This is a genomic window from Rahnella rivi, from assembly GCF_019049655.1.
Lineage (GTDB): Bacteria > Pseudomonadota > Gammaproteobacteria > Enterobacterales > Enterobacteriaceae > Rahnella > Rahnella rivi.
Window position 1 is genome coordinate 245,797 of sequence record NZ_JAFMOX010000063.1, and the last position, 25,226, is coordinate 271,022.

Genomic DNA, 25,226 nt, shown 5'->3' on the forward strand with positions numbered 1-25,226 from the left:
TCAAACAAGCGGCTTAGGCATATCCCACTGCATAATTTCTACAGTTTGGTTTTCTATATCACGGTGGTTACCTGGTTTTACCGTTTGCCTGTTTCCATAATCGTTAACAACACCTTTCGTTCCCAATGGCATAGCATGAGGGCGTTCAGGTTTATTCATGAAGGGTTTGAAAGTGGGAGGCAGAATACCGTCTTGATAGTATTTTTTTTCTTCAATTATCGGGTTTTCTGCTCTTCTCCAATCAGCACGTAATAGCAATCGATCCCAAAACTCCTGATCCTCAAATGCTTCACATTTCCCTATCGCCAAATCGTAGGCCATAGACAAGGCCGGAGCTTTTAAACTCGCAACAATGGACGAATGCTGGCTATACACTGAAGGAATCTCAGCTGCCGCCTTTAATTCTTTTTCTGTCATCCTGCGAGTTAATGTTATGTTTTGTCCTTCACCTCTCTTCCCAGATACCTCAGCGTGCAAAATTTCCCATTCCGGGTATTTTGCTTTTACTTCAATCATTTGTCCTGGTTTTAAATTGTCGCGGTCAAACAAATTCCAGAATTGCGGGCTGTTAGGTACTTCAATTGAGCTATGAACAAGCCTTTCAGCTTTCATCGCTGCTTTAGCGATATGTTTGTCGTTATCGCCTAACTTGTCTGTATATCCGGTACTGCTTTTACCCATAAGGTCAAAAATGAATGGCGTAGGCAGCAGGGGGGCATTAATAATCACATCTTTAAATGAGTAGCCTGTATTGGGCGAGTCTCCTGACTTACGTGCTGGCATTTCAAAGTGAAATCCGGTTTTATCTCCGACCCAATAATCTCTACAAAATACCCGCTGATAGAGGTTGTTACCCATTTGATTTTTAGTTTTCATTTCATCAGGGATACCTCGCCAGCCAAATCCCTGGATAGGGGTCATCGATACGACCTGATCGTTCGGGCAGAAATAGTTGTAGACCATGCCGAAGTTATTACGGCTGTATAGGGGATCGTTCCATAACGTCTTATGAGCATTTTTTGACAGGCAACCGCTGTCTGTGAGTTTTTGAGTGTAGTCGCCTGTATGGGGGACATTTCCCATCTGATAATGACTATTTTTTGCCATCAGTTGGCAAAAGTGTGCAAATGTTTTCTGGCGTGCGGCATCACTTTGCTGATGCCCCGGCAACATGTTCTCCATCCAACGGTTTTCCATTGAATAAGGCGAGTGATTGAGGATCACACAATCCGCAGGATCGAAGCCTTCAGCATCCACCCACATGTTTGCCAACATGGTGATAATCGTCCCCTGACTGTGTGCCACAACATTTATAGTGTCATATCGGGTGTCTGGGTTACGCCTGATATCCAGGATCAAATCCGCCAGTCTCCGTGCGGCATAAGCCTGGTAAATACGGTGCGGGTTTTGATAAATAGGGTGACTCCAGTCCTCATCGCTCATGATACCCCCACGCGACTTGAGGCGGGCGACCATCTCAATGATCATGCCCTGGCCACCAGGGCCAAACATATCAGGAATATTGGTCGTGGCGTTGGCAAACGTACCGCCCCCTTTAGCAGAAGAAGGATCTAACCAGTTGTTTAGATTGTCAGTGTTTTCTCCATCATGGTTTTTAATTTTTGTTGCATCGAATTCGCGATAGGTATCATAGGGTAAATCGGCATCATTGCCTTTTTTGGCAAGTTCAGCTTTGTAGCGAGTCTGGTCGGCTTTCCAGGTATCATGATCAACGGGCTTGTATCCCCAATAAAAAGGAATAATGGGGGAGCGGTTGACTACCCCAATGCAGGTTTGCTCCTGCACGGCACAGGTTTTTGTTGTGATATTGCCGTCTGTATCCGAAATGCTGAACTCTTGTACTTTCCAGTCATGCGCGTGCATGTCCTGGCGACCGAGGCGAGTGTTTAAGCCCAAACAAAGCCCTTTATCCTGATTTTCATAAGCCTCACCTACATCATTGACGCCGTGTACCAGAATCACAATGCAGGGCAGCGGAGGTTGCACGCCACAAAGTTGCACACTCATTGGCCCGGAGCCTTTAGGACGCCCGGTATCACCTTCTGACAGGATTGTTGGAGTACGTATGTTGTTAGCCGCCATTATTTCACTCCCTTGATAATCTCAATTACTGCATTTTCCAGCTCATGCATTTGTAACAATGACGATTCACCCTGCTCATCAGTGACCCCTTCCGTGACAGAGCCGTCCTGACGACGGATACGGAATTTTTGATTTTTCATGACGTGCGTTGGGTCGCCATTAAAATGGAGCCGATATTTGAGTTCAAATGCACCGCTTTCAAATGACGGCATCGCCTGCTTCACGCTATCCCCACCCTGATACTCCAGTACCGGCGACTTTTGGGTAATACGGGTAGGAGCAAGCTCTTCGATCGTTCCATCCTTAATGCGGATCCCAGCCCCGCCACACATCAGCAGCAGCTCTTTTTTGGCGTTAAGCACGATGCGGCCGTTGGTGCTGGTGATCTGCATGTCTTCAAAAGAGGTCAGCTCCATCTGGTCTTTTTGCGCCTGTAGCTGCACCTTTCCAGCAGCGGCGATGAGCTTGATGCCTAACTTGTTCGCAAATACGGAGAACAGTTCCCCGGCGGCTACCGAGAAACGACGGAATACGCTGAAACTGACATCCTGGCCTGCGGTGGCCACCAGATTCTTCCCTGCAGTTTGTTGGATCGTTTTCGGCGTGGTGTGCGCAATTCCGGCATCGCCGTAAACGACGACGCCGGGTTGAGCGAGTTTGGTGAGGTCTGTCTTGAGCCGCTCCTGATCGGTGGTTTCTGCCGGCGACGCCTGAGCGATATCGGCGGTACTCTTCAGGGTTTTGGCCAGAGCCAGGGCTTTTTCAAGCTGGGCAATGGCGGCATCCATATCCAGTTGCTGTCCCTGAGCACTGTTCTTCGGCTCGGTAGAAAGCAGCACGCCTTTACCGCCGCGAACGGCAACATAGGCATCAGTTCGCAATTCTGCGCCTTCACCTCGTTGTTTTCTGGCACTGTCCACCAGGTGTCCCAGACTGAGCTGGCTCTTACCTGAATGTACCGTGCTGATTTTTATATGTTCTTTGCCGCGTTGATCCTCAAGTCGAATCTTATTTCCAGAAGGAGTGCGGATGACGTTCCGCTTGTAGTTGGGTAACGCCACATGATCCGGGTGCATTGAATCATGCAGTGCACAGGCGATATAAGGCCGGTCAACGTCACCATTTTCGAACGCAATGGCCACGCCGGTGGAATCCAGCAGCGGCATATGGAAGCCGTAGGTATCACCGGAATAGGGTTTAGCCAGGCGCAGCCAGCAGCTCTCAAAGCCTTTCTGCCATTCGGTGCGGTCGAAGCCAAACTGGGCGCGGTACAAACCGTCGGCGTTGATGTGGGCGTAAGGTTCGTCCGGATGCGCGCTGGAGATGCGGGCAGGCAGCGTGCCGGTGACGGTCGGCCACGGCAGCAAGGCAGGGCGATACGGATGTTGGCTATTACGCGGAACCGCGGTGAAGGTGACGAAATACGCCGTATCGCGGGCGACGTTGGTAGAGTTCGTGGAAACTATCAGCAGGCCGTCCGGCGCTTCAGGCCAGTCTTTGCCGGGCGTGGTGATGACCATCCACGGACGCAGCGTCATGCAGTTGGACTTGCCCTCAAAGGTGATTTGCTCACTAAGGTAACGTTCCTGACGGCGCTTCGCGTACCACATGCCCTGTCCGGGATCGCTGCTGTATTCCTTGCCCGGCTCGGGATAGTACTCACCCCAGCGGTAATCTTCGGCAACCAGCGCCGGATAGTCCGGATTGGTTTCCGTCGTGCCGGTCATATCGCTTTGTGCCGCGGGGTAATAGTCGTCGTTAACCGTGACAGATTTCGGGATAGATTTACGGCTGACCGACATCTCCCACACTGATTCCAGGCCGCCGTCGAACATGCCCGCCGGGTTGCGGAACGGGATGGCAACGGATTCAGGCCAGGCGTAGGAATGGTCGGCCAGCACCATGACGTCGCAGTTGTTCTCTTCGTCATATTCGAAGAAGTAGGAGATACCGCTGTCTGCCAGGCGGCGCGCAATGTGGGCGTATTCGCTTTCGCCGAACTGCATCATAAATTTTTTCAGCGGATACTGATCATTGAGCGCAAACCGAAAATCCAGCCGGTCCATGTTGTAACGCAGGAAGGTGTTTTCGGTCATGCTGATGATGCTGTCGTTCTGGTAAATCGCGTTATTGCTGCCCTGATTTAACCGGGTGACGCGGTGTTCCAGCGTGGCGACGTAGCGGGTTTCATCGGCAGAGGTTCCACACTGACGAAACCGGGTAATGACACCAGGAATAATACGCGGTTTAACCGATTCCCACGGCTTGCCGTCGGGATACATCAGGAACAGGGCAGAATAATTGATGATGTGCTGAGCGGGAATGTCTTTCACCGCGCTGGTGAACTCAATTTCATAGCGCAGAATATCGCTGATGGCCTCGCTGCCGCTGAACTTAAGCACCGAAATATCGACGCCGGGCTGCTGAGATTCCAGCCGTTTAAGTCTTAACTGGTAATGGTTGTGGATCGGTAATTGAGTGCCTGCAAGAATGTAATCCTGAATGCTCATTGTTTTAAGTCCCTTTTGAACAACTCATGTTGAACCCGGCATAGACAAAAATCCTTGTCCCCTGCGAATGATATGCTTCATTAAGTGAAATTTATAGAAAGAAAAGTCGGAAAATCACGAGTGGCAAAGATTAGTTTGTTGCGGTGATTTCATTGATTGATAGGGGATATAAATGGAGATGTGTGCGTAATAAAAACTTTATAAATAGGAAGGCGCGTCCCTGCGCCGCTAAAAACGGATTAGCTGCCCGACGCCTCTGGTGCGGGTTCGTCCTGTAAGTTCTTTTTAAAATGTTTCTCTATCTGCTCCAGCGTTTTGCCCTGCGTTTCCGGGGCGAAAATGATCGCAAATATCCCGCCTGCGACGCCGATGGCGGCAAAGCAGAAGAAGGACATCGTCAGGCCTATGGATTCCAGCATGATCGGGAACATAAAGGCGATGGAGAAGTTGGTCATTTGCATGGCAAATACCGAAACACCGTTAGCCATTCCGCGGATGCGCATCGGGAACATTTCTGACAGCAACAGCCAGGTCACCGGCGAAAGCGCGCCCTGCTGGAAGCACAGGAACACCAGCATGCCGCCCAGCACCAGATAACTGCGCAGGGTATCCGGATGACCATTTACCGTTTCCGGCATCAGCCAGGTGATAAGGCCGATCGCCAGCAGGGTGCAGGTACAACCAATCTGACCGGTCAGCAGCAGCGGACGGCGCCCAAAACGGCTGAGCAGCATGATGCCGACAAACGTCATGATCACCGAGATTACGCCGTTGGCGATGGTGGCGAGCAGCGAGGCGTTGGTGCTCAGCCCAGTGGCCTGCAACATGGTCGGCGCGTAGAACATGATGGTGTTCACGCCGGAAAGTTGTTGCAACATGGCGATACCAATCCCCAGAAACACCAGGCGCTTCATCCACACAGAAATGGTTTTCTGGCGGCGGGAATGCTTCTCGCTTTTGGAACTCATGGAGCTGCGGATTTCGCTCAGTTCTTTCTCCACTTTGCCCGCTTTACGGGTGCGTTCCAGCACGTCACGCGCTTCGCGATAGCGGCCATGCATGGCGTACCAGCGCGGTGTATCCGGCAGAAACAGCATCCCGACCCACAAAATGACCGCCGGCACGCAGGCGACACCCAGCATCCAGCGCCAGGTGGTTTCTCCGCCCCAGACTTCGTTAATCGCCGCATTACTGGTGTAGGCGATCAACTGCCCGGAGACGATCATCAGTTCCTGCAAGGTCACAAACTGCCACCGGCGGTTCGAGGGTACGATTTCTGCGATATAAATCGGCACTATCGCCGCCGCACCGCCCACCGCCAGGCCCAGAATAAAGCGGAAGGTAATCATCAACACCACGTTCGGCGCCATGGCGCAACCCAGAGAGCCGAGCATGAAAATCAACGCCATCGCGAGGATGATTTTCTTGCGCCCAAACCGGTCAGCAACCCGCCCGGCACACACGGCTCCCACCGCCGAACCGAGGATCAGGAAACTGGTGACCATACCGGTCGTTAACGATGTCAGATGCAGATCATGCTTCATGAACAACAATGCACCGGCGATGACGCCGGTATCGTAGCCAAACAGTAACCCCCCTAATGTGGCAATAAAGGCAATCACTTTCACCAGTGGTTCAGTGGGTTGCGAGGCTTTCGCCGCCTCATTCCCGCTGCCGCTGTTTATTTTCTCAATCACAGACGCTCCCTAATCAATACTTTTATTATGGTTATTGTGTGACTTAGATCACACGCTATAAATCTAACTCAAAATCAGAATTTTGCAGGAAACCGGTGAAATGAATAAAAACGGGGAGTCGCTGGCGGTTTTTGGGCGGTCAAAGATGTCACTTTTTTGTGATGAAACATTCGTCAAAATTATGGGTTCAAATTAAAGAATCACCCTCGAAAATGTTCATCAGCAGGAAAAGATAATGGAACCAATATTCTTACTCAAAAGTGAGTATCAGTGTGCGTTAGCTTGACATCCCACAAGGATGAATTTGCGTTAAGTGTGGGATGATCTTTTCCTTTTTGAGCCAATGTTATGAAAAATAAAGATAGTTGTGACGTAGTGTCAAACGTTACCCGGCGCGACTTCGTCAAGATCAGCAGCATGGTGGCTGCGCTTCCTCTGGTCGGATTCAAATTCAGCCACGCAGCCGGTCAGGCTGCGGTTACTCCTTCTGAGTTATCCTCTCCGGCGGTCAACGTCGTCCCGACGTGCAGCACCTTCGACTGCGGCGGGAAGTGCGATATCCGCGCGCACGTGCAGGACGGTGCGGTCATTCAGATCACCACGCGGCCTGATGCCGAGCTGGACCCGGCCATGCCGGTGATGCGCGCCTGCGTCCGTGGCCGGAGTTATCGCAAATTCGTCTACCATCCTGATCGCTTAAAGTATCCGATGAAGCGGGTGGGCAAACGTGGCGAAGGCAAATTTGAGCGGATCAGCTGGGACGAGGCGACAACGCTTATTGCCGACAATCTGCAACGTATTACCGAAAAATACGGGCCGTCATCGCGCTACGTCCATGTCGGGACGGCGGTCAGCGGCGGTACCTTCTCCGGCGACACCATGGCCCGCCGCTTGCTGAATCTGACCGGCGGCCATCTCGGTTATTACCATTCTGTCAGTATGGGCAACACCGGTGCCGCGACGCCTTATACCTATGGCACGGCGGCGAGCGGTAACACGCTGGATACGCTGGCCGATACGCCGCTGGTGATCCTGTGGGGGCATAACCCGGCAGAAACCGTTTTCGGGCACACCAACCACTATTTTCAGCAGATGAAGCAGAAGGGCACGCGTTTTATCGTGGTCGATCCGCGCTATTCAGACACCGCGTCTTCGCTGGCGGATGAATGGATCCCGCTGCGTCCTTCTACCGATAACGCGCTGATGGACGCGATGATGTACGTCATCATCAGCGAAAATCTGCATGACAAAGCCTTCATTGAGCGCTACACGCTGGGCTTTGACGAAAGCACAATGCCTGAAGATGTGCCTGCCAACGAATCACTGGTGTCCTATCTGAACGGGGCAAAAGACGGCATCGTGAAAACCCCTGAATGGGCCGAAGTGATCACCCACGTTCCGGCGCAGACCATTCGCCAGCTGGCGCGGGATTACGCAACCACCAAACCGGCAGCGCTGATCCAGGGCTGGGGGCCGCAACGGCATAACTGCGGCGAACGCACCGCGCGCGGCTCCACGCTGCTGGCCACAATTACCGGCAATGTTGGGATCAAAGGCGGCTGGGCGGGCGGTTACGGCGGCATCGGCAACCGTAAATTCACCACAGGGCCGGAAATGCCCGACAATCCGGTAAAACAGAAAATCTCGGTGATGAACTGGGTGCAGGCAGCGGATGACGCGAGCCTTGTCACGCCCCAGGACGGGCTGACCGGCGGCGAAAAGCTCGACAGCAATATCCGCATACTTTTCTCGCTGGCGGGAAATTATCTGGCTAACCAGAACCCGGACATCCATCAGGCCGTGAAGGTACTGGAGGATGAATCCAAAATTGAATTTATTGTTGCCAGCGATCTGTACCTGACGCCAAGCGCTAAATATGTCGATCTGCTGCTGCCGGAAACCAGCTTTATGGAACGCTGGAATATCGGCGAAACCTGGGGCACCGGCAATTACCTGATGCTGTCTGAAAAACTGATTGAGCCGCCATTTGAAAGCCGGTCGGATTACGACTGGTTGCGCGAGGTGGCGGCGAAACTGGGTGTTGAAAAGGAATTCAGTCAGGGACGTAACGAGAAAGAGTGGATTGCGCATATCTGGGAAAATACCCGTCTGGCGATGCCACAGGAGGCACTGCCGACCTTTGAACAATTGCAGGTGACCCGCCGCCATCTGTTCAAAAGCGCGCCGTACGTGGCGTTTGAAGACAATATCCGCGATCCGAAAAATCATCCTTTCCAGACACCTTCCGGAAAAATCGAGATCTTCTCCCGCAGGCTTTATGACATGCATCATCCGGAAATCCCGGCGCTGTCGCACTATGTGCCCGCCCACGAAGGGCCGGAGGATGTGCTGGCGGCGCGATTCCCGTTGCAGCTGATCACCTGGAAAGGCAAAAACCGCGCCAACTCCACGCAATATGCCAACCCGTGGTTGCAGGAAGTGCAGACGCAAAAACTGTGGATCAATCCCGCGGATGCCCGGCGTCGCGGTATTGCGCAGGGCGACAGTGTGCGGATCCACAACGACCGTGGCGTGACGCAAATTCCGGCGGAAGTGACCCAGCGGATCATGCCCGGCGTGGTGGCGATGCAGGCCGGTGCCTGGTGGCAGCCGGATGCCAGCGGTGTCGATCACGGTGGTTGCGCCAACGTACTCAGTTCGGCGCGTATTACCGCGCTGGCGAAAGGGAATTCCCATCAAACCATGCTTGTGGAGGTTGTTAAGGCATGAGTCAGTTTATTGATTATCCACCGGTCAGTGACCGTCAGCTCGGTTTCTTTATTGATTCCTCCCGTTGCTCCGGCTGCAAAGCCTGTCAGGTTGCCTGCAAAGATAAAAACAATCTTGACGTCGGCAGACGCTTTCGCCGTGTTTATGAAGTGAAAGGCGGCGGTTTTATCCCCACAGGGCAGGGCGGAATGACGAATAACGTGTACGCCTACACGCTGTCTATTTCCTGTAATCACTGCAAAGACCCGGTTTGCACCAAAAACTGTCCGACGACGGCCATGCACAAACGCCCCGGCGACGGCATTGTGCGGGTGAATACCGACAAATGCGTGGGCTGCGGATATTGCGCGTGGTCGTGCCCTTACGGCGCGCCGCAGCTCAATGAGCAGACCGGGCAGATGTCGAAATGCGATTTCTGCGTCGATCTTCAGGCCGCCGGGCAACAACCGGTGTGCGTCGCAACCTGTCCGCTGGGGGCGATCAAGTTCGGCCCGATCGATGAATTACGGGCGAAATACGGCAGTCTTTGTGATGTGCAGGGGCTGCCAGATTCCGCACTGACTCACCCCAGTCTGGTCATCAAACCGCACCAGGGTGCAGAAAAAGGGAGTCTATAATCATGCAGGAATGGCCACTGATCGTCTTTACGTTGCTGATCCAAATTTCCGTTGGCAGCACCGTTTTCACCACATTTACACTGGTGTATGCCGCTGACCGTCTGCACGCGCAGGAAAAATGGCGCGTCGCCGCACCGGCTATGTTGCTGGCTTTCATCGCCGGTGCGCTGGGACTTGTCGCGTCAACCGCGCATCTGGGCTATCCGCTCAATGCGTTTCACGCGCTGAGCCACATCGGCAGTTCCTGGCTGAGCAGGGAAATTGTCTTCGCCAGCCTTTATCTCGGCGTACTGGGGCTGACAACGCTGATTGCGCTGGTGTCAAAACGCGTGGTGACATCGCTTCTGTTGCTCGCTTCGCTGCTGGGCCTGATTGATCTCTTTTGCATGAGCGCGATTTACGTGCATGCGTCTGTCGCGACCTGGATGCACATCAATACGTACGTGATGTTTTACGGGAGCGCGCTGAGTCTGGGCGCGATCACCGCGCTGTGGCGGATTTCGCGCTGCCCCTGGCTGCCGTGGCAACGGGCGCGGAGGATCGCGGTGGTCTGCGGTGGCATACTGATCGCGGTTACACTGGCGCGCCTGCTGGAACAACCGGTCTATCTGGCGTATCTGAACGGGGTGAGCCGTGATGCGGTGACCTTCCCGCATCAGCCGCTGGTTGCCTTCGCGCAGTCCGGCACCTTGCGCCTGGTGGCGTGGGTGATACTGACCGCGGGCACGATCATCACGGCGCGCAGCCTGCAAACCCACCGCATTGGCCGGTTGCAGCTGCTGACGGGTGGCGCGGCGGTGTTGCTGGCAGAAATCATGCTGCGTTTTAACTTCTTCAGCATTCACTGATGAGTGTGTTTTTGCCTGATGCCCGGCCGCACCAAATCAGCGCCGGGCGGGCCTGCGTGCGCAATACGGTGAAAAACAGCCGCTGCGTGGTCTGCGCCGACGTCTGCCCGACCGGTGCGGTTACGCTGAACGCAGAAGGCACGATGGTAATCAATCCGCAGGCCTGTATCGGCTGCGGATATTGTCTTTTCAACTGCCCGACCGGTGCGCCGGAGGGCATTACTCCGGCTACACGGCATTATCGTGGTGACCGGCTGGTGATGCCGCTGAGTGCCGTCGCGCCATGCCCTGAAGAACTGCTGATGTGGCACAGCGAATTTGGCATCCGCTTTGTTGAGATGGACGCGGACAGCGCGGCTGGCTGGTTTCAGGCCGTCGCCGCACTGAACGTTCGTCTCAGACACATGCAGGAACCGCTGTGGAATATTGTTCCGCCATCCCCGCAAACGCTGAACGGCGCACGTCGCCGCTGGCTGCATCTGAAAAATGAAGGTGTTTCAGCGGGCAGCGTCCCCGTCGGGCGCAGATTCCGACGCGCCCGTTTCATGCAATTCAGCGAGTTTCGCCCTGTTATCTCAACAGAACGCTGCTCGCTGTGCGGTGCCTGCAGCCGGGTGTGCGCTGAACAGGCTATCCGGCTGGATGCGCAGGCGTTGACGCTGGACCCGGTAAAATGCACCGGCTGCGGCAACTGTGAGGCGGTGTGTTTTGACGCTGCGTTATCCGTGCAGGAAAGCTGCGAAGGGACGTCAGAGGTTTACCCGCTTGAACACGCCGAATGCCGGGTGTGCCATCGCCAGTTTCCCGCCTGGACTGCGCAGGAAAAAGCATGCCCGGTTTGCCGTCGTCATGCTTTTGGAATGCGTGAGGCGTGAAATGAAAATCCCGGCGGAACTGGGTTACACTTCAGGGATCACTTTTGGTTCACTTTTTGGGCTTTTGGCTTAAAACGAGCCTGTTTTCACTTCAGAGAAGTCTGTTTAGCGGGCGATGGAGCGTCAGGTTTTGCCTGAAACGGCGCAAAGCTATATTCTATCGGCCAATTTACTGAGACAGTTGCAATGAGGTCTATATGATTATCAAACCACGCATCCGTGGCTTTATCTGTGTTACTGCCCATCCGGAAGGTTGCAAGGCGAACGTTAAAGAACAAATCGACTACGTTACCGCTCAGGGCAAAATTGCCGGCGGTCCGAAAAAAGTCCTGGTGATCGGCGCTTCTACCGGTTACGGCCTCGCTGCCCGCATCTCTGCTGCTTTCGGTTCTGACGCTGCCACGCTCGGCATCTTCTTCGAACGTGCTGGTGATGAATCCAAAACCGCGACCGCAGGCTGGTACAACTCCGCCGCCTTCGAAGAATTTGCGGATGCAAAAGGTCTGTATGCGAAAAGCATCAACGGCGACGCGTTCTCTGATGAAGTGAAGCAAAAGACCATTGAGCTGATCAAACAAGATCTCGGTCAGGTTGATCTGGTGGTTTACAGCCTGGCTGCGCCGCGCCGTACCCATCCGAAAACCGGTGAAGTGTTCAACTCCACTCTGAAACCAATCGGTAAGCAAGTCACCATTCGCGGTATCAATACCGACAAAGAAACCATCAACGAAACCACGCTGGAACCGGCAACGCCTGAAGAAATTGCAGGCACCGTGGCCGTTATGGGCGGTGAAGACTGGCAGATGTGGATCGACGACCTGAAAGCCGCCGGTGTGCTGGCTGACGGCGCAAAAACCACTGCCTTCACCTATCTGGGTGAAGAAGTGACGCAGGACATCTACTGGAACGGTTCTATCGGTGAAGCGAAGAAGGATCTGGACAAACGTGTTCTGGATATCCGCAGCACACTGGCAGAGCAGGGCGGCGACGCGCGTGTTTCCGTACTGAAAGCCGTGGTGACTCAGGCGAGTTCTGCCATCCCTGTGATGCCGCTGTACCTTTCCTTGCTGTTCAAAGTGATGAAAGAGAAGGGCATCCACGAAGGTTGTATCGAGCAGGTTTACGGTCTGTACAAAGACAGCCTGTACGGCGCTGAGCCGCTGGTGGATAACGAAGGCCGTCTGCGCGCTGACCTGAAAGAGATCGCGCCAGAAGTACAGGACGAAGTGGGCAAACTGTGGAATGAAGTCAGCAATGACAACATCCCGGAACTGACCGATTTCGTCGGCTACAAAAGCGAATTCATGCGTCTGTTCGGTTTCGGCCTGAACGGCGTGGATTACGCTGCAGACACCAATCCTGACGTGAAAATCAAACATCTTATCCAGATGTAATTTGGTTTTACGCTAAGCGATGCTGAAAGCCCATTCCCGCTGCAAAGTGGGGGTGGGTTTTTTTATTGCAGCATAAAAAAGGGCGCATCCTGCGCCTTTCCTTCATTCATTTCTTACACATTGTCCGGCAAGCCGTGCGGCCATTCTGAAACATCAGTCATAAGCCAGTTTATGATTAATGTTGTAAACAGTGGCGGTAGCCGCCATGACGTGCTGCTGATCTTTACCCGGTTTGTGCGATTCCACATTGGTAATGTGATAGCCGACGGCACCCGCCGCTAACGCTTTTTTAACAAATGCGTTGTTGAGTTCTTCCATGGACGTTGCCCACGACACCGTTGTCACCCCTACAGCCTGCAGTGAGGAAATTTCACGATGCGATAATCCTGAGCGGATTAAGACAGGTTTGACATCCTTGGGAAAGAATATAGACAAGACATCATTTACTAAGCCTTTCATGATTTTATTCCTCATTAGTTCATCTTCAGGTTCGGGCGTATAGCCGTGCTACTCATTCAATTCGTGACTTGCGGGAATAAGAATTCGAGCGGGCACAACCCTAAGAAACACCTTTTCATGTAACGACGTTTAGCTTTAATTGCTAATTAGTTGTTAAGAAAACTTCCGTCACAATTAACGCGATCTCTAAAGAGGATGCTTTCACTTAGTTACAGGTTCGGTACTTTTGACATGAGCACTGCAATAGGCGATTACGGTGGCCGGAATGATAATAACCAGACAGTTTCCGTTCGCTTGAAAACATGGACAGATTTTTTATCCGAAGATAATTCAGTTCATATCGAGGGTTACATGATTTTTTCAAGAACTGTCCTCAGTTGATTCAGTGCTTCTGCGTGTTTATTTGCTGGCATATTCGACAGATTTTGTTGCTTCCAGCGTACTGCGGGCAAATTATCTATGTTATCCAGGCCCAACAAATTCCAGTCAGGATCTCTGTTTTTGAATGACAGTAAAAATGTTCTTTCATCTGTAGTCATTTCAGCATGGATTTGCTTAATCAATTGTTTGCGCACGGCGAGCAATTCATCCAGCGGAACATCTTTATCTGCCATGCTGCGAAATTCACCCTCATAGATCCCGGCGATGTCTTTTAAATGTGGCCGCAGTAACTCGGCGATAGGGCGTGAATGACTGATGATATAAACCATCAAAGCTTTACGCAGTAACGGAGTGAGGCCCTCATTGTCGAGTAAGAATTTGATGTCAAACAAATCTCTTGGATGTTGACGGTCGAGCGCCGCGCAAATTTTTCCGGCATAGAGATCAGCAAATGACACCACTGAAACCTCAGCAAAGCCAAACTCATTTTCCACCGTCTCACAGACAGGGAGAAGGGCCGGTTCATATACGGTTCCTCTTAATACCGGTGAGAGTTCAATCTTTATCATGACCCGGTCACGTATAACCGTCAGCCGCAATGCATCATCTTTATCTTCGTAGGACTTACGGACTTTGCTGCCCGGAAGGGTAACGACTATAGAATGAGCAATATTATCTAATGCAGATTTGATACCCCTGAGGGAAGCATCCCGCTCCAGTACCGGCAAATATACGAGATCGATATCAACAGATAAGCGGGGGAAATCACGTATAAAAAGATTGATTGCCGTCCCCCCCTTAAGTGCAAAGCAATCGTGTTTGGCAATAAGAGGAAGCAGCTGTAACAGCAACTGCACCTGTTTGTAGTAAATACTTTCCCTGTCCATTCTTGATTACATATCCTTGGGTACAGTGATATTCCAGGTGGTGTCCAGTCTGCCGGAATGAGCAATCACCCGCTTTCCGCTGCCTAGCTCATACTGTTCAGGCTTAAGGTATTTTAACCAGGCGTGGTTATGGCGCTCTGCCAGCCAAAGGAAGAGACGTTTTGATCTGATACTGCAGTTTGCCAGTAACAGCGGTTCAAGTTTGCGGGGAGAGAGGGTGAAAAGCCCCTGCATGATTTGGTCCACATGTTCAAAACTGATGTTTTTCGGTACCTCTGCGAGAAGTTCAATTATGGCTCTTTCTGGCCCGGAATAGTGCAGCGGCGGCAGTGATTGTCGCCATTGGCTTTCGCGGAGATATGCTGCATTTTCAATGATGCTGTCGGGCCATAAACGGCGTGTGCGGCGCCATTCAAAATTCGCGCAGGCAGTGATTTTGTTTAACCATGCCGGTGGCGAACCTGCAGAATAAAGGCTGACAGGCACTATCTGATTTTTAATCTGATAGTGTGCTAAACCTTCCAGATTCAACGCCGTAATTCCCCCCACAGTGATGAACGCAGGTTGCATACGCTGAAGAGAAGATACGATACCTTGCCAGCTTAAGGGTGTTTCATCACAAACATACACACCTGGAACCAGCATCCGCAATGTCCTGCTTTTAACCGCATTATCGATAAAATGCAGGTCTAATCCTTGCTGTTGAAGCCATGCTTTTGTAGCCACCAAGCCTGAGGGCAATAACGTTTTGAGTCGTTGTCTCGCATCGGTATTAAGCATACAACCCCTTTTGTTTATGAAATTCACAATTCACGGCGATTATTGCCGTGAATTTTATAATATGTAAACCGAATGCGACTCAATTTTGTTCTTGTAGGATATTGCGGGCGGACTGTAGCTCAGCTTAAGTCGCTAAACCAACTGGCAAATGATGGAAGTAAGAGATGGTTTCCAGAGAAATTTTGTGTGTTGCAGCGGATTACATCCGCCGTCGCCTCATACAGCTTGAAGCAAAACGACAGGTAATTTGACGACATCCGCTAACGATGGCCATAAAGGGACATATGACCAGTGAGCTTTCAGCAAAACCCTGTTAACTGCCTTCCAAAACGGATTCAAATATATTCCCTCCTGTACTAATTGCGACTCAGTTCACATCATCTCTTGTTAGTGATCTATATAAAACATCAGTCCAAATAAAAAGAAACAGCGGTTCATTAATTTATTTCACATTTTACATGAGCAGTGATGAGTGCGAATGTTGATTTTATGTGAATTTAAAGTTTTTAAAAAATAACAAGTGCCGCAATTTTCAAACAATAAAATTCAATACAAGAGGGGAAGATGGATATATTTCTGAGTTTGGTTAGAACGCCCGCGGTGATAATTGCGATTATTGCTTTTCTGGGGTTGCTGTTTCAGAGGGCATCCGTATCCAGAATAATCACGGGTACGGCGCTTTCTTTCATCGGATTCACCATGATCAAAGTCGGTGGTTCAATCCTGATGAAAGTGTTAACGGCGTTTAGTACGTTGTTTTCCAGCGCTTTTAACATTGTCGGCGTGGTGCCCAGCAACGAAGCGATCATGGCCGCAACCATCGATCAGATTGGTTCCACCGCAGCGATTATTTTGCTTTTCTCCATGGTGATAAATATTCTTCTGGCCAGATTTACCCGCCTGAAATTTATCTATCTTTCGCTGCATCTGGTGCTGTTTATGTCCTTTGCATTAACCGCTGTACTGATGCAGTTGGGCTACAGCCATTATCCAATCATTATCATCTCGTCGATATTTATCGGCTTCTATATGGCAGCCTCACCGTTCTTTCTTAATAAATTTAGCCGTGAAATCATCGGCTCAGATGAATATGCGATTTCCCATGCCGCGATCTCTTCTTACATTATTGGTTCTTATATGGGGAAATGGTTCGGCAATAAGAAAACCGACACAGAACATCTCAAAATCAGTAATAAATTCGACTTCCTTCGTGAACCCAATATCGCCACACTGCTGACGATGTTAGTTCTGCTGTTGATCTCCTGCGTTTTCGCCACGCAACCGCAGATCAAAACGGCCATGACGCTGGTGTACGGGGCGGGCGCAGCAGATAAGAATATGGTTATTTTCATTCTTGAACAGTCAGCCGTGTTTGCCTGCGGGCTTTATTTAGCGAAGGCGGGCGTTAACTTATTTACGGCGGAAATCGTACCGGCCTTTAAAGGATTTTCCCGAGTCTTCGCGCCCGGCGCTGTTCCGGCCGTTGATGTGATGGTGCTGTTCACCAAAGCTCCGAATGCCACGCTGATTGGTTTTCTGGTGAGTTTCTCAGTAGAACTGGTGTGTATCCTGATTTTTCCGTTTATCGGATTGCCGATTATTGTCCCCGGCATCATGGCGAGCTTTATTACCGGCGGCGCTGCGGCTATCTTCGGTAACGCGACCGGCGGGTTCCGCGGCGCGGTCATCGCCAGCGGCATCAACGGGCTGTTGTTGTGTGTTCTCCCTGCGCTGACCCTGCCGCTGTTTGCTCATCTCGGCGCTCAGGGTGTCACTTTTGCGGACCCGGATTTCACCCTGTCTTCACTGCTGTTGGATCATCTGCTGCGTTTGTTTAAATAACAGGATGTAAAGAAAAAGCCGCCTCAGGCACTGAAGGCGGCTTTTTTGCTATGCGGGAAACCAATGAGGCGCTGACGAATTAGCCGGTCAGCTCCCCCAGCGGCTTTTCAGATAACGAACCGCTTCCTGCGTCTGCGGCTGGTTGAGATAGTTCTCTCTGAAGAGAATGGTGCCCTGAATTTGGGGTACAGCGTCGTTTAAATCCAGCTGTTTTTTCAGTTCCGGCACGCCGCCGTTAACCATCCAGTCGGGTTCATTTTTTGAAGGTTCCCCGATTTTGTACAGCGCGATGCCAATATACAGGCGCGTGTGTGTCGGTTTGACCACCTCAGCCCACCAGCTAGCCAGTACGTCATAACGCGCGGCTTTGCGCGAGAAAGGCCAGTACAGCTGCGGGGCAATGTAATCAAGTAATCCCTGCTGAACCCAAAGGCGGGTATCGGCATAAGCTTCGTCATAGGCCGCTGCGCCTTGCGTGCGGGAACCGGCCGGATCGTGCGACTGATTGCGCCATACGCCTGCCGGGCTGACGCCAAACTCGACGTCCGGTTTGAGCTGTTTAATGGTGCGGGAAACCTGCTCGATCAACTGCTGGGTATTGTGCCGCCGCCAGTCCGCTTTAGAGGCAAACCCCTTTCCATATTTTTGGAATGTCAGGTTGTCGTTGAGGCTGGAGCCGGGGGATTCCGTGTAGAAATAATCATCAAACTGCACACCGTCGACAGGATAACGGGACACCACTTCAGCGACAATGCTGGTGATCCAGTCACGTGCATCGGGGATACCGGGGTCGAGCACAAAGCGATCGCTGGCGGTGCGGATCCAGTCGCGGTGCAAGACAAAGACACTGGCCGGGTTCAGGGTCAGGGTATTATTGAGTTCCGCCACGGTGGAAGATTTGGTGTTAACCGAAACCCGATACGGATTAAACCAGGCGTGGACTTTCATGCCACGCTTGTGCGCTTCATCAAGCATGAACTGCAACGGATCATAGCCAGGATCCTGACCAATTTTACCGGTCATCATGTCAGACCACGGCAAAATTCTGGACGCCCACAGCGCGGTACCATCAGGTTTTACCTGGAAAAATACGGTGTTGATACCCAGCGTTTTCAGTTTATCAAGCTTATCCGTCAGCGCTTTTTTCTGCAGGCTGATGCGCAGGGCAGGGCTGCTGACATTGACGGAGGCCACCGGTGGCCAGTCCAGACGAGAAACCGTGGTCAGCCAGACGCCGCGTACCGGTTCCTTATCGTGGGTGGTTTTACCCGGCAGGGGCTTGGTACTGACCGGCGGAAGTGGCGTAACCAAAGACTTCGGCGGTTTGGAAGAACAACTGGCCAGCAAAAGCATGGCAGCCACCAGTGCAATGCCATGCTTCACTTTTTTGAGGGGTAGAGCGCTGAGAGAGCAGACGATGGTAGACTCCGATTCTGTAAGGTAGTCGCTCGAAAGGAGACATTGTCTGTTTATGCCGCGTAAAGTCAATATCTTAGACACAGGGGTCACGCCCCCGCCGTGCCACTCAGTTATCCGAATTTCTTTTTAAACCTTTCCTTGCTGATTTTTCTCTCCATTTTGCCATTACAGCCTGGGCACAAATGCTGCTTTTTTCCTTCTAATTCCCATGTGTAATATTTGCGTTTAAACGCGATATTACACACATCGCACCGTCTGGGTTTTAACGCCGCGATAATGAATGAAATCAGAATCACCGCTCCAACTATCCATACAGACGTTTCCATAATAATGTCGGTTCCTTAATCCATGATGAAAAACAAGAGATGAAACTGCGCCATAAACCTTACAAGAAAAGGGGGTATCTGTAATTACTCATCTTACTCACCTCTTTTGACTTCATACCTCGCCTTTTACCTGGTCACCACTGCGCACCCTGAGAAAGAATCGCCTATGTTTAACGTTCCGTTCTCAGTTTTACGCTGTCCCGCAGGAATAACGCTTAAGCGGAAACACAGGATGAAAAGGGTATGCTCAGAAAAAAAACCAATGCCAGGCTGGACGAAGATATTTCGGTGCACATATTTACCGCGTCAGCGGGAATGGTTGGCGTATGTATTACGGTCATCGGGATTTTTCAGGTTATTACCACTCTCAGACGAGAAGGGACGCTGGGCGATGATTTGCTGGCAATTAACGCCATTTTGTATCTGGCTACCACAATCATGTCTTACTGGGCGCTGAGAACCCGTGGGCAGCGTCGTAATGTGGTGCTGGAAAAAGTCATCGACATTCTTTTTCTGGTTGCGCTGACCTTCACTACGGTCGTCGCGGGTGTAATTACCTGGGCGATGACCTTTACATGAAGCTCTCTCCTCTGATCCTGTATTCGTATTAACACTACGGCTGGCATCAGAGGTAAAACGTCTTTTAGATAAATCATCAGAAAAGCGTGGTTTAATCTCTGACACGCCGATCAGGGATTTATCTGTTTCATTCAAACCGGTGATTGGCTGCTGATGCCAGCAAAACGGCAGAGAGCGAAAGGATATAATCACAGGATGCTTCCATCCTGTGATTATTGGTCAGGGCAGGGGGATGACGATTACTTACGGTCGGTCCAGACGGTTTGCACGTTACAGAATTCACGTAAACCAAAGTGTGAAAGCTCGCGGCCATAACCACTTTTCTTCACGCCGCCGAACGCGACGCGCGGATCCGATGCGCTGTAACCGTTGATAAAGACTCCGCCGGTTTCCAGCTCGCCGGTCATCTCATTTGCCAGATCCAGATTGGCCGTGAAGATCGTCGCACTCAAACCAAATTCGCTGTCGTTTGCCAGCTCAACGGCATGCCGCGCATCACGCGCCACGGTAATGGCGGCGACCGGACCAAACAGTTCCTGACGGAACGCCGTCATCTCCGGTGTCACGTCGCCGAGAACCGTAGGCGTATAGAAGTTACCTTTACCGGCCATCTTCTCTCCGCCGAGCAGCAAGGTTGCGCCCTGTGCCAGACTGTCCTGTACCTGTTGATCCAGCTCATCGCGCAGATCGTAACGGGCCATCGGGCCGATGTAGGTGGCCTCGTCCAGCGGATCACCTGTCACCAGCGCCTGCGTTGCGGCGACAAATTTCTTCGTAAAGGCATCGAGCACACCCGCTTCGACAATCATGCGTTTTGCGGCGGCACACACCTGCCCGGTATTTTGATAACGGCCTGCGACCGCTGCCGCCACGGCCGCATCCAGATCTGCGTCGTTAAGCACGATAAACGGATCGGAACCGCCGAGTTCGAGCACACATTTCTTCACCGCTTTACCCGCCAGTTCGGCAATGGCAGCCCCGGCGCGCACGCTGCCGGTCACGGTGACGGCGGTAACGCGACGATCGGCTATCAGCCCCGCCACGGCGGGCGTATCGACATTAATGACACCAAACGCACCGGCAGGGAAACCGGCTTTCAGCACCGCCTGCTTCAACCTATAGGTAGTGCCCATGACGTTCGGTGCCGGTTTTAGCAGAAACGTATTTCCGGCGAGCAGCGCCGGCACGGCGCCGCGAAGTATCTGCCACACCGGAAAATTCCACGGCATGATCGCCAGAATCATCCCCGAGGGGCGGTAATGGATGTGCGCTTCACCGTTATCAACCTGCGTGGGTTCCGGTGCCAGCATGGCCGGGCCATGTTTGGCATACCATTCACACAGGCTGGCTGACTTCTCGACTTCCGCGCGCGCCTGTTTTACCGGTTTACCCATTTCAAGGGCGATCATGCGGGCGATGTCTTCACTGGCAGCCCGCAATTCAGCGGCCAGTTGCAGCAGATGCGTGGCGCGATCGTTGATGTCCACATTACGCCAGTGTTTAAAGGCGTCGCTGCCCTGAGAAACGGCGGCTTCCAGCGCCTGGGGTGAATCATAGGCGTAGTCAGCAAGGCGTTCGCCGTTGAACGGATTCAGTGAAATAGCGTGAGTCTGGGGAGTGGCCTGGGTCATTGATTTTTCCTCATCAGGAGTGATGGAGAGAGAATAACGGCTTGCGAGTTTCATTAAAAATGAATAAAAATGAACTTTCCTTTCATTTTTTGAGAATGGTTATGAATCTGTCACAACTGGAGATGTTCCGCGCCGTTGCCCAAACCGGCAGTATCAGCGCCGCCGCGCTGCTGGTGCACCGCGTACCCTCCAATCTCACCACCCGTATCAGGCAACTGGAAGCCGAACTGGGCGTGGAATTGTTTATCCGCGAGAACCAGCGGCTTCGCCTGTCACCGGCTGGCCGAAATTTTCTCAGCTACAACAACCGTATTCTGGATTTGGTGGAAGAGGCGCGGATGTCCGTATCCGGCAGTGAACCGCAGGGCGTATTCGCGCTCGGGGCGCTGGAAAGTACCGCAGCGGTGCGCATTCCGCCGCTGCTCACGCGGTATCACCAGAAATTCGGCAAGGTCGAGCTGGCGCTCAGCACCGGTCCTTCCGGGGAGTTGCTGGAGAAAGTGCTTGAAGGGGAGCTGGAAGCCACCTTTGTTGATGGCCCTGTGCTGCATCCGGTGCTCGACGGTGTGCCGGTCTATCAGGAAGAGATGGTGATCGTCGCGCCACACGACCACCCGCCAGTGACCCGCGGTCAGGAAGTGAACGGCGAGATTGTGTATGCCTTTCGTTCCAACTGTTCCTACCGGCGGCATTTCGAAAGCTGGTTCAGGGAAGATGACGCTGCGCCGGGCAAAATCTACGAAATGGAGTCTTACCACGGGATGCTGGCGTGCGTTATTGCCGGTGGCGGGCTGGCGCTGATGCCGCGCAGTATGCTGGAAAGTATGCCCGGCAGCAGCACGGTCAGTTGCTGGCCGCTGGCGGAGAATTACCGGTTTCTGACGACCTGGCTGATATGGCGGCGGGCAAGTCTGACGCGAAATCTCTCGGAATTCGTGACCATGGCGTCGGAGATCAGCCCTCTGCTACCTGCAAAATAATTTGCCAGTCCAGCGCGAGTTTGAACATCAGGCAGCCCGCAAAGACGTAAAACAGGGTTTTGTACATGGTGAAAGGAACGACTCTTATGTGATTTGCGTCACATTCTAAGTCGGGAGATGTGAACTCTTCCAGCGGATTTTTCGCAAATTCTGTGTTTAACATCTGGAAAAGGGGACTTTTTCCGGAAGGGGGTTAAAAAGATTAACTCTCTGCGGAGAATGGCGATATAAGCAACATTATATCGGGCGCATCATTCACTCTGCGACACTATTAAAACTAAGAGTAAAAATTTCACTTAATGGAAAAGTCAGTTAATACAAAGAAACAAACAGACAGAATATTGCGTAACAAGCTGTAATATTACGCTGGCGCAATTGATATAGTTATTTGTTTGTGTAGAATCAGACGCACTTTCAAAAAATAAACTCTCATACTGGCAGGAACATCATGGACAACGCATTAAACGTTTTGAATAATATCCGTACACTTCGCGCACAGGCACGTGAAATGCCTTTAGAAACACTGGAAGAAATCCTCGAGAAGTTGACGGCCATTGTTGAAGAATCTCGCGAAAATGTAAAAGCAGTGAGCGCTCAACAGCAAGAACGTAACGAGAAATTATCTAAATATCGCAAAATGCTGGAAGAAGACGGCATTGATATCGATGATCTGGTCACGCATCAGGGCACGAAAGAAACCACCAAAACCAAGTCTAAACGCCAGCCACGCCCGGCCATTTATCAATACAAAGATACCAACGGCGAGCAAAAAACCTGGACCGGTCAGGGCCGTACGCCATCAGCAATTAAAATTGCGCTGGATGGCGGTGCGACGCTGGAAAGCTTCCTGATCGCGCGTTAATGATACGACCGTATTACTGATGTTTCTGGGATTTCCTGTTTTGTTTACGCGAAACAGGAAGTCACGGATAACAATATTGCTCTTTCCTTACCCGTTTTTATTTTCAAAAATCCCAGTCTATTGAGTCACCTGATAATACTTTTCCTCTGCGCGTTACGATCTTTTAAGCTCCTTTCCCGTCTCTGAACACATCTTCACCAGTAAAGTAAATGTAAGTTTTTCACTGCCGCTTCTGTGTTGGCCGGATATTGTTATATGTGAATGATGACGAACTGGCTGAAATTTTGCATCCCTGTAGCCAGTGGGGTTTATTCAGCAGAATGTGCTTTATATTATCAGGGGATAAGATAAGGATCGAAAAAATAGCCCGCTACGGGAACGGGCATCAGGAAAGAATTAAGCGTTCTGGCGGTTCTTCTGGTACACACAAAGATGGGTATATGCCGCCTGTAAAAGCGGAACATTTATTCCCACACGAATTGCGCGCTCTACCAGATCGCCGACAATCTGGTCTGCTTCTACCGGGTTACCCTGCGTCATATCGCGGTACATGGAGGAGGTTTGCTCAGAGTGTTTGTCGGTGACGGCTTCTTTGACTTTCGCCACTGCCGCCGCGCGTTCTGCATAACCGAACGCTTTCATGGTGGTCAGCGCTTCATTAACGATGCCTGTCGCAAACTCCGTGCCGCCCGGTGCAGACGCTACCTGGCCGATATTGCCGTGCATGGTGCAGGTGATCGCGCCAAAACTGCAAAGCAAAAGCCATTTCTCCCACAGATCGGTCATGATCGTTTCAGAAAGGAATGCCTCGAAACCCGCCTCTTTGAACGCCTGATCGACACGCTGAATGCGCGCGGTTTTTTCACCGGAGAGTTCACCGTAATAAATCTGGTGCATCGGGGTCATCTGGTGGATATGGCCGTCGGCATCCAGGGTCGCATTGATTTTGCATAAACCGCCGAGGAGGGCGTGTTCGCCAAAACGCTGGCTCAGCGTCTCTATATGCTTCATGCCGTTCAGCACCGGCAGGATCATCGTATCTTCACCTACCACCGGCGCGATGTCCTTAATCGCCGCTTCCAGCCCGAAGCTTTTCACTGTCAGCAGGATCAGGTCATAAGGTCCGGTGAGTTGCGATGCCTGTAATACTGACGGCTGGAAATGGAAATCACCGTGCGGGCTGTGCACGGTCAGCCCGTCGCGCTGAACCGCAAGCGCGCGCTTTTCACGTAAAAGAAATGTCACATCCTGCCCGGCCTGCGCCAACCGCGCGCCGAAATATCCGCCGGTCGCGCCCGCGCCCACAACGAGAATCCGCATATATATTCCTCATAGTTCAAGACATTCAGAAACAAACCCGAGGGTGTAAACTACGGCAGACAGTGCCTTTGAATCAAGTGTCAGGGAATAAAGGGCTGGGAGACAGTAAAGAAGAATTTTTGATGATTTTGTCGCGTGATACTATTCAGCATCATTTTTTCTTCAAGGAGCACTGAATGGCCGGTTATCAGCCACCGTACAGTATCACGCCGGCCATTTTGCACCGGGTCGTTGAGGTTGGCGAATTACTCGGGCGCTGGGCCGCGCATGCGGAACAGTCATCAGTCCTGCTGCGCAAAGAAAACCGCATCCGGACCATTCAGGCTTCCCTGGCGATTGAACATAACAGCCTGTCTACACAGCAGGTCACGGCCATCATGGACGGCAAGCGCGTGCTTGCTCCGCAAAAAGACATTCAGGAAGTGCGTAACGCCATTCTGACTTACGAACAGCTTTCCGTCTGGAAAAGCTATCGTCTTGAAGATGTCCTGAAAGCCCATCAGCTGATGATGACGGGTCTTGTGGATGCGCCGGGCTACCTGCGTCGCGGTGATGTCGGGGTCTATCGTGATAATCAGCTGATTCATATGGCTCCGCCCGCCGGTCAGCTCCCGCGCCTGATGGCGGAGTTGCTGAACTGGCTGAAGGAAACCGATATTCATCCGTTGATTGCCAGCTGTATTTTCCATTACGAATTTGAATTCATCCACCCGTTTGCCGATGGCAACGGAAGAATGGGGCGTTTGTGGCAAACCTTGATCCTCAGCCAGTGGCGACCTGAGCTCGCCTGGCTGCCCGTGGAAACGCTGATTCACAATCAGCAACAGGATTATTATCGCGTGCTTGGCGAGTGCGACCGTGCCAGTGATTGCACGGCATTTGTCGCATTTATGCTGGAGAAACTGGTGGACGCATTACGCGAAGGGATTGAAACACAACTCTCGAACTAGACTCCCCGCCCGCAGGCGGGGATAACACACCTGGCG

The 25,226-nt window shown here is 52.0% G+C and carries 19 protein-coding genes and 1 pseudogene; 10 read left to right on the forward strand and 10 right to left on the reverse strand.

From position 1 onward, the window contains the following. The 3 genes from J1779_RS17625 to J1779_RS17635 form a co-directional block, all read right to left on the reverse strand. Window positions 1–2,103: a T6SS effector phospholipase Tle3 domain-containing protein gene (locus J1779_RS17625; protein WP_217204395.1), complete on the reverse strand. Its 2,103-nt coding sequence runs from the start codon at window positions 2,101–2,103 to the stop codon at window positions 1–3. Continuing rightward, the gene (locus J1779_RS17630; RefSeq protein WP_217204396.1) at window positions 2,103–4,613 is read right to left on the reverse strand and encodes a DUF2345 domain-containing protein; all 2,511 of its coding nucleotides are present in this window, start codon (window positions 4,611–4,613) and stop codon (window positions 2,103–2,105) included. The genes J1779_RS17625 and J1779_RS17630 overlap by 1 nt, the downstream gene beginning before the upstream one ends. Before the next feature lie 239 nt (window positions 4,614–4,852). Then, a complete protein-coding gene (locus J1779_RS17635; RefSeq protein ID WP_082465760.1) occupies window positions 4,853–6,310 on the reverse strand; it encodes a sugar porter family MFS transporter in 1,458 nt (485 codons plus the stop codon). Window positions 6,311–6,658: 348 nt separating this feature from the next. Here J1779_RS17635 and J1779_RS17640 point away from each other — a divergent pair, with 348 nt between their 5' ends. The 5 genes from J1779_RS17640 (at window position 6,659) to fabV (ending at window position 12,774) form a co-directional block, all read left to right on the forward strand. Further along, entirely contained in the window at window positions 6,659–9,040 is a 2,382-nt protein-coding gene (locus tag J1779_RS17640; RefSeq protein ID WP_217204397.1) for a DMSO/selenate family reductase complex A subunit, read from the forward strand. Continuing rightward, window positions 9,037–9,657, forward strand: coding sequence for a DMSO/selenate family reductase complex B subunit (locus J1779_RS17645; protein ID WP_217204398.1), 621 nt, complete (start codon window positions 9,037–9,039; stop codon window positions 9,655–9,657). Before J1779_RS17640 ends, J1779_RS17645 begins: the two co-directional genes overlap by 4 nt. A gap of 2 nt (window positions 9,658–9,659) precedes the next feature. Continuing rightward, window positions 9,660–10,505: a dimethyl sulfoxide reductase anchor subunit family protein gene (locus J1779_RS17650; protein ID WP_217204399.1), complete on the forward strand. Its 846-nt coding sequence runs from the start codon at window positions 9,660–9,662 to the stop codon at window positions 10,503–10,505. Beyond that, entirely contained in the window at window positions 10,505–11,380 is an 876-nt protein-coding gene (locus tag J1779_RS17655; RefSeq protein WP_217204400.1) for a 4Fe-4S binding protein, read from the forward strand. Before J1779_RS17650 ends, J1779_RS17655 begins: the two co-directional genes overlap by 1 nt. 197 nt (window positions 11,381–11,577) lie before the next feature. Next, complete coding sequence (gene fabV, locus J1779_RS17660) at window positions 11,578–12,774, forward strand: enoyl-ACP reductase FabV (RefSeq protein WP_217204401.1); 1,197 nt, start codon at window positions 11,578–11,580, stop codon at window positions 12,772–12,774. A gap of 153 nt (window positions 12,775–12,927) precedes the next feature. Here fabV and J1779_RS17665 read toward each other — a convergent pair whose 3' ends face one another. The 3 genes from J1779_RS17665 to J1779_RS17675 form a co-directional block, all read right to left on the reverse strand. Further along, complete coding sequence (locus tag J1779_RS17665; RefSeq protein ID WP_056779759.1) at window positions 12,928–13,233, reverse strand: YdgH/BhsA/McbA family protein; 306 nt, start codon at window positions 13,231–13,233, stop codon at window positions 12,928–12,930. A gap of 347 nt (window positions 13,234–13,580) precedes the next feature. Continuing rightward, a complete protein-coding gene (locus J1779_RS17670; protein ID WP_217204402.1) occupies window positions 13,581–14,501 on the reverse strand; it encodes a nucleotidyl transferase AbiEii/AbiGii toxin family protein in 921 nt (306 codons plus the stop codon). Between the two features lie 6 nt (window positions 14,502–14,507). Next, window positions 14,508–15,281 (reverse strand): type IV toxin-antitoxin system AbiEi family antitoxin domain-containing protein, encoded by a 774-nt coding sequence (locus J1779_RS17675; protein WP_217204403.1) that lies wholly within the window; start codon window positions 15,279–15,281, stop codon window positions 14,508–14,510. 564 nt (window positions 15,282–15,845) lie between these two features. Between J1779_RS17675 and J1779_RS17680 the strand changes: the two genes are divergently transcribed. Beyond that, window positions 15,846–17,123 (forward strand): PTS ascorbate transporter subunit IIC, encoded by a 1,278-nt coding sequence (locus J1779_RS17680; protein ID WP_217204404.1) that lies wholly within the window; start codon window positions 15,846–15,848, stop codon window positions 17,121–17,123. Window positions 17,124–17,210: 87 nt separating this feature from the next. Here the strand turns inward: J1779_RS17680 and J1779_RS17685 are convergent, their stop codons facing one another. Together J1779_RS17685 and J1779_RS17690 are read right to left on the reverse strand one after the other, a co-directional pair. Continuing rightward, window positions 17,211–18,476, reverse strand: coding sequence for a glycoside hydrolase family 10-like protein (locus J1779_RS17685; RefSeq protein ID WP_217204429.1), 1,266 nt, complete (start codon window positions 18,474–18,476; stop codon window positions 17,211–17,213). Window positions 18,477–18,652: 176 nt separating this feature from the next. Next, window positions 18,653–18,868: a hypothetical protein gene (locus tag J1779_RS17690; RefSeq protein ID WP_217204405.1), complete on the reverse strand. Its 216-nt coding sequence runs from the start codon at window positions 18,866–18,868 to the stop codon at window positions 18,653–18,655. A 243-nt stretch (window positions 18,869–19,111) separates the two neighbouring features. Between J1779_RS17690 and J1779_RS17695 the strand changes: the two genes are divergently transcribed. Further along, window positions 19,112–19,447 (forward strand): hypothetical protein, encoded by a 336-nt coding sequence (locus J1779_RS17695; protein ID WP_056779774.1) that lies wholly within the window; start codon window positions 19,112–19,114, stop codon window positions 19,445–19,447. A gap of 239 nt (window positions 19,448–19,686) precedes the next feature. Here J1779_RS17695 and J1779_RS17700 read toward each other — a convergent pair whose 3' ends face one another. Beyond that, window positions 19,687–21,078: an aldehyde dehydrogenase family protein gene (locus J1779_RS17700; RefSeq protein WP_217204406.1), complete on the reverse strand. Its 1,392-nt coding sequence runs from the start codon at window positions 21,076–21,078 to the stop codon at window positions 19,687–19,689. 101 nt (window positions 21,079–21,179) lie between these two features. Between J1779_RS17700 and ptrR the strand changes: the two genes are divergently transcribed. Next, a complete protein-coding gene (gene ptrR / locus J1779_RS17705) occupies window positions 21,180–22,058 on the forward strand; it encodes a putrescine utilization regulator PtrR (RefSeq protein WP_217204407.1) in 879 nt (292 codons plus the stop codon). A 448-nt stretch (window positions 22,059–22,506) separates the two neighbouring features. Continuing rightward, complete coding sequence (locus J1779_RS17710) at window positions 22,507–22,920, forward strand: H-NS family histone-like protein (protein WP_122096830.1); 414 nt, start codon at window positions 22,507–22,509, stop codon at window positions 22,918–22,920. A gap of 396 nt (window positions 22,921–23,316) precedes the next feature. Here J1779_RS17710 and panE read toward each other — a convergent pair whose 3' ends face one another. Further along, on the reverse strand, window positions 23,317–24,240 hold the full coding sequence (gene panE, locus J1779_RS17715) for a 2-dehydropantoate 2-reductase (protein WP_217204408.1): 924 nt from the start codon (window positions 24,238–24,240) through the stop codon (window positions 23,317–23,319). Window positions 24,241–24,416: 176 nt separating this feature from the next. Between panE and J1779_RS17720 the strand changes: the two are divergent. Then, a pseudogene (locus J1779_RS17720) lies at window positions 24,417–25,178 on the forward strand (Fic family protein); the annotation flags it as partial. Between the last annotated feature and the right edge of the window lie 48 nt (window positions 25,179–25,226).

Excerpts from the sequence above, each read along its gene's own strand:
- panE (WP_217204408.1), bottom strand. The coding sequence starts at position 24,240 with ATGCGGATTCTCGTTGTGGGCGCGGGCGCGACCGGCGGATATTTCGGC.
- J1779_RS17685 (WP_217204429.1), bottom strand. The coding sequence starts at position 18,476 with ATGCTTTTGCTGGCCAGTTGTTCTTCCAAACCGCCGAAGTCTTTGGTT.
- J1779_RS17645 (WP_217204398.1), top strand. The coding sequence starts at position 9,037 with ATGAGTCAGTTTATTGATTATCCACCGGTCAGTGACCGTCAGCTCGGT.
- J1779_RS17695 (WP_056779774.1), top strand. The coding sequence starts at position 19,112 with ATGCTCAGAAAAAAAACCAATGCCAGGCTGGACGAAGATATTTCGGTG.
- J1779_RS17670 (WP_217204402.1), bottom strand. The coding sequence starts at position 14,501 with ATGGACAGGGAAAGTATTTACTACAAACAGGTGCAGTTGCTGTTACAG.
- J1779_RS17625 (WP_217204395.1), bottom strand. The coding sequence starts at position 2,103 with ATGGCGGCTAACAACATACGTACTCCAACAATCCTGTCAGAAGGTGAT.
- J1779_RS17630 (WP_217204396.1), bottom strand. The coding sequence starts at position 4,613 with ATGAGCATTCAGGATTACATTCTTGCAGGCACTCAATTACCGATCCAC.
- J1779_RS17675 (WP_217204403.1), bottom strand. The coding sequence starts at position 15,281 with ATGCTTAATACCGATGCGAGACAACGACTCAAAACGTTATTGCCCTCA.
- J1779_RS17690 (WP_217204405.1), bottom strand. The coding sequence starts at position 18,868 with ATGGAAACGTCTGTATGGATAGTTGGAGCGGTGATTCTGATTTCATTC.
- J1779_RS17700 (WP_217204406.1), bottom strand. The coding sequence starts at position 21,078 with ATGACCCAGGCCACTCCCCAGACTCACGCTATTTCACTGAATCCGTTC.
- J1779_RS17640 (WP_217204397.1), top strand. The coding sequence starts at position 6,659 with ATGAAAAATAAAGATAGTTGTGACGTAGTGTCAAACGTTACCCGGCGC.
- ptrR (WP_217204407.1), top strand. The coding sequence starts at position 21,180 with ATGAATCTGTCACAACTGGAGATGTTCCGCGCCGTTGCCCAAACCGGC.
- J1779_RS17680 (WP_217204404.1), top strand. The coding sequence starts at position 15,846 with ATGGATATATTTCTGAGTTTGGTTAGAACGCCCGCGGTGATAATTGCG.
- J1779_RS17665 (WP_056779759.1), bottom strand. The coding sequence starts at position 13,233 with ATGAAAGGCTTAGTAAATGATGTCTTGTCTATATTCTTTCCCAAGGAT.
- J1779_RS17650 (WP_217204399.1), top strand. The coding sequence starts at position 9,660 with ATGCAGGAATGGCCACTGATCGTCTTTACGTTGCTGATCCAAATTTCC.
- J1779_RS17655 (WP_217204400.1), top strand. The coding sequence starts at position 10,505 with ATGAGTGTGTTTTTGCCTGATGCCCGGCCGCACCAAATCAGCGCCGGG.
- fabV (WP_217204401.1), top strand. The coding sequence starts at position 11,578 with ATGATTATCAAACCACGCATCCGTGGCTTTATCTGTGTTACTGCCCAT.
- J1779_RS17710 (WP_122096830.1), top strand. The coding sequence starts at position 22,507 with ATGGACAACGCATTAAACGTTTTGAATAATATCCGTACACTTCGCGCA.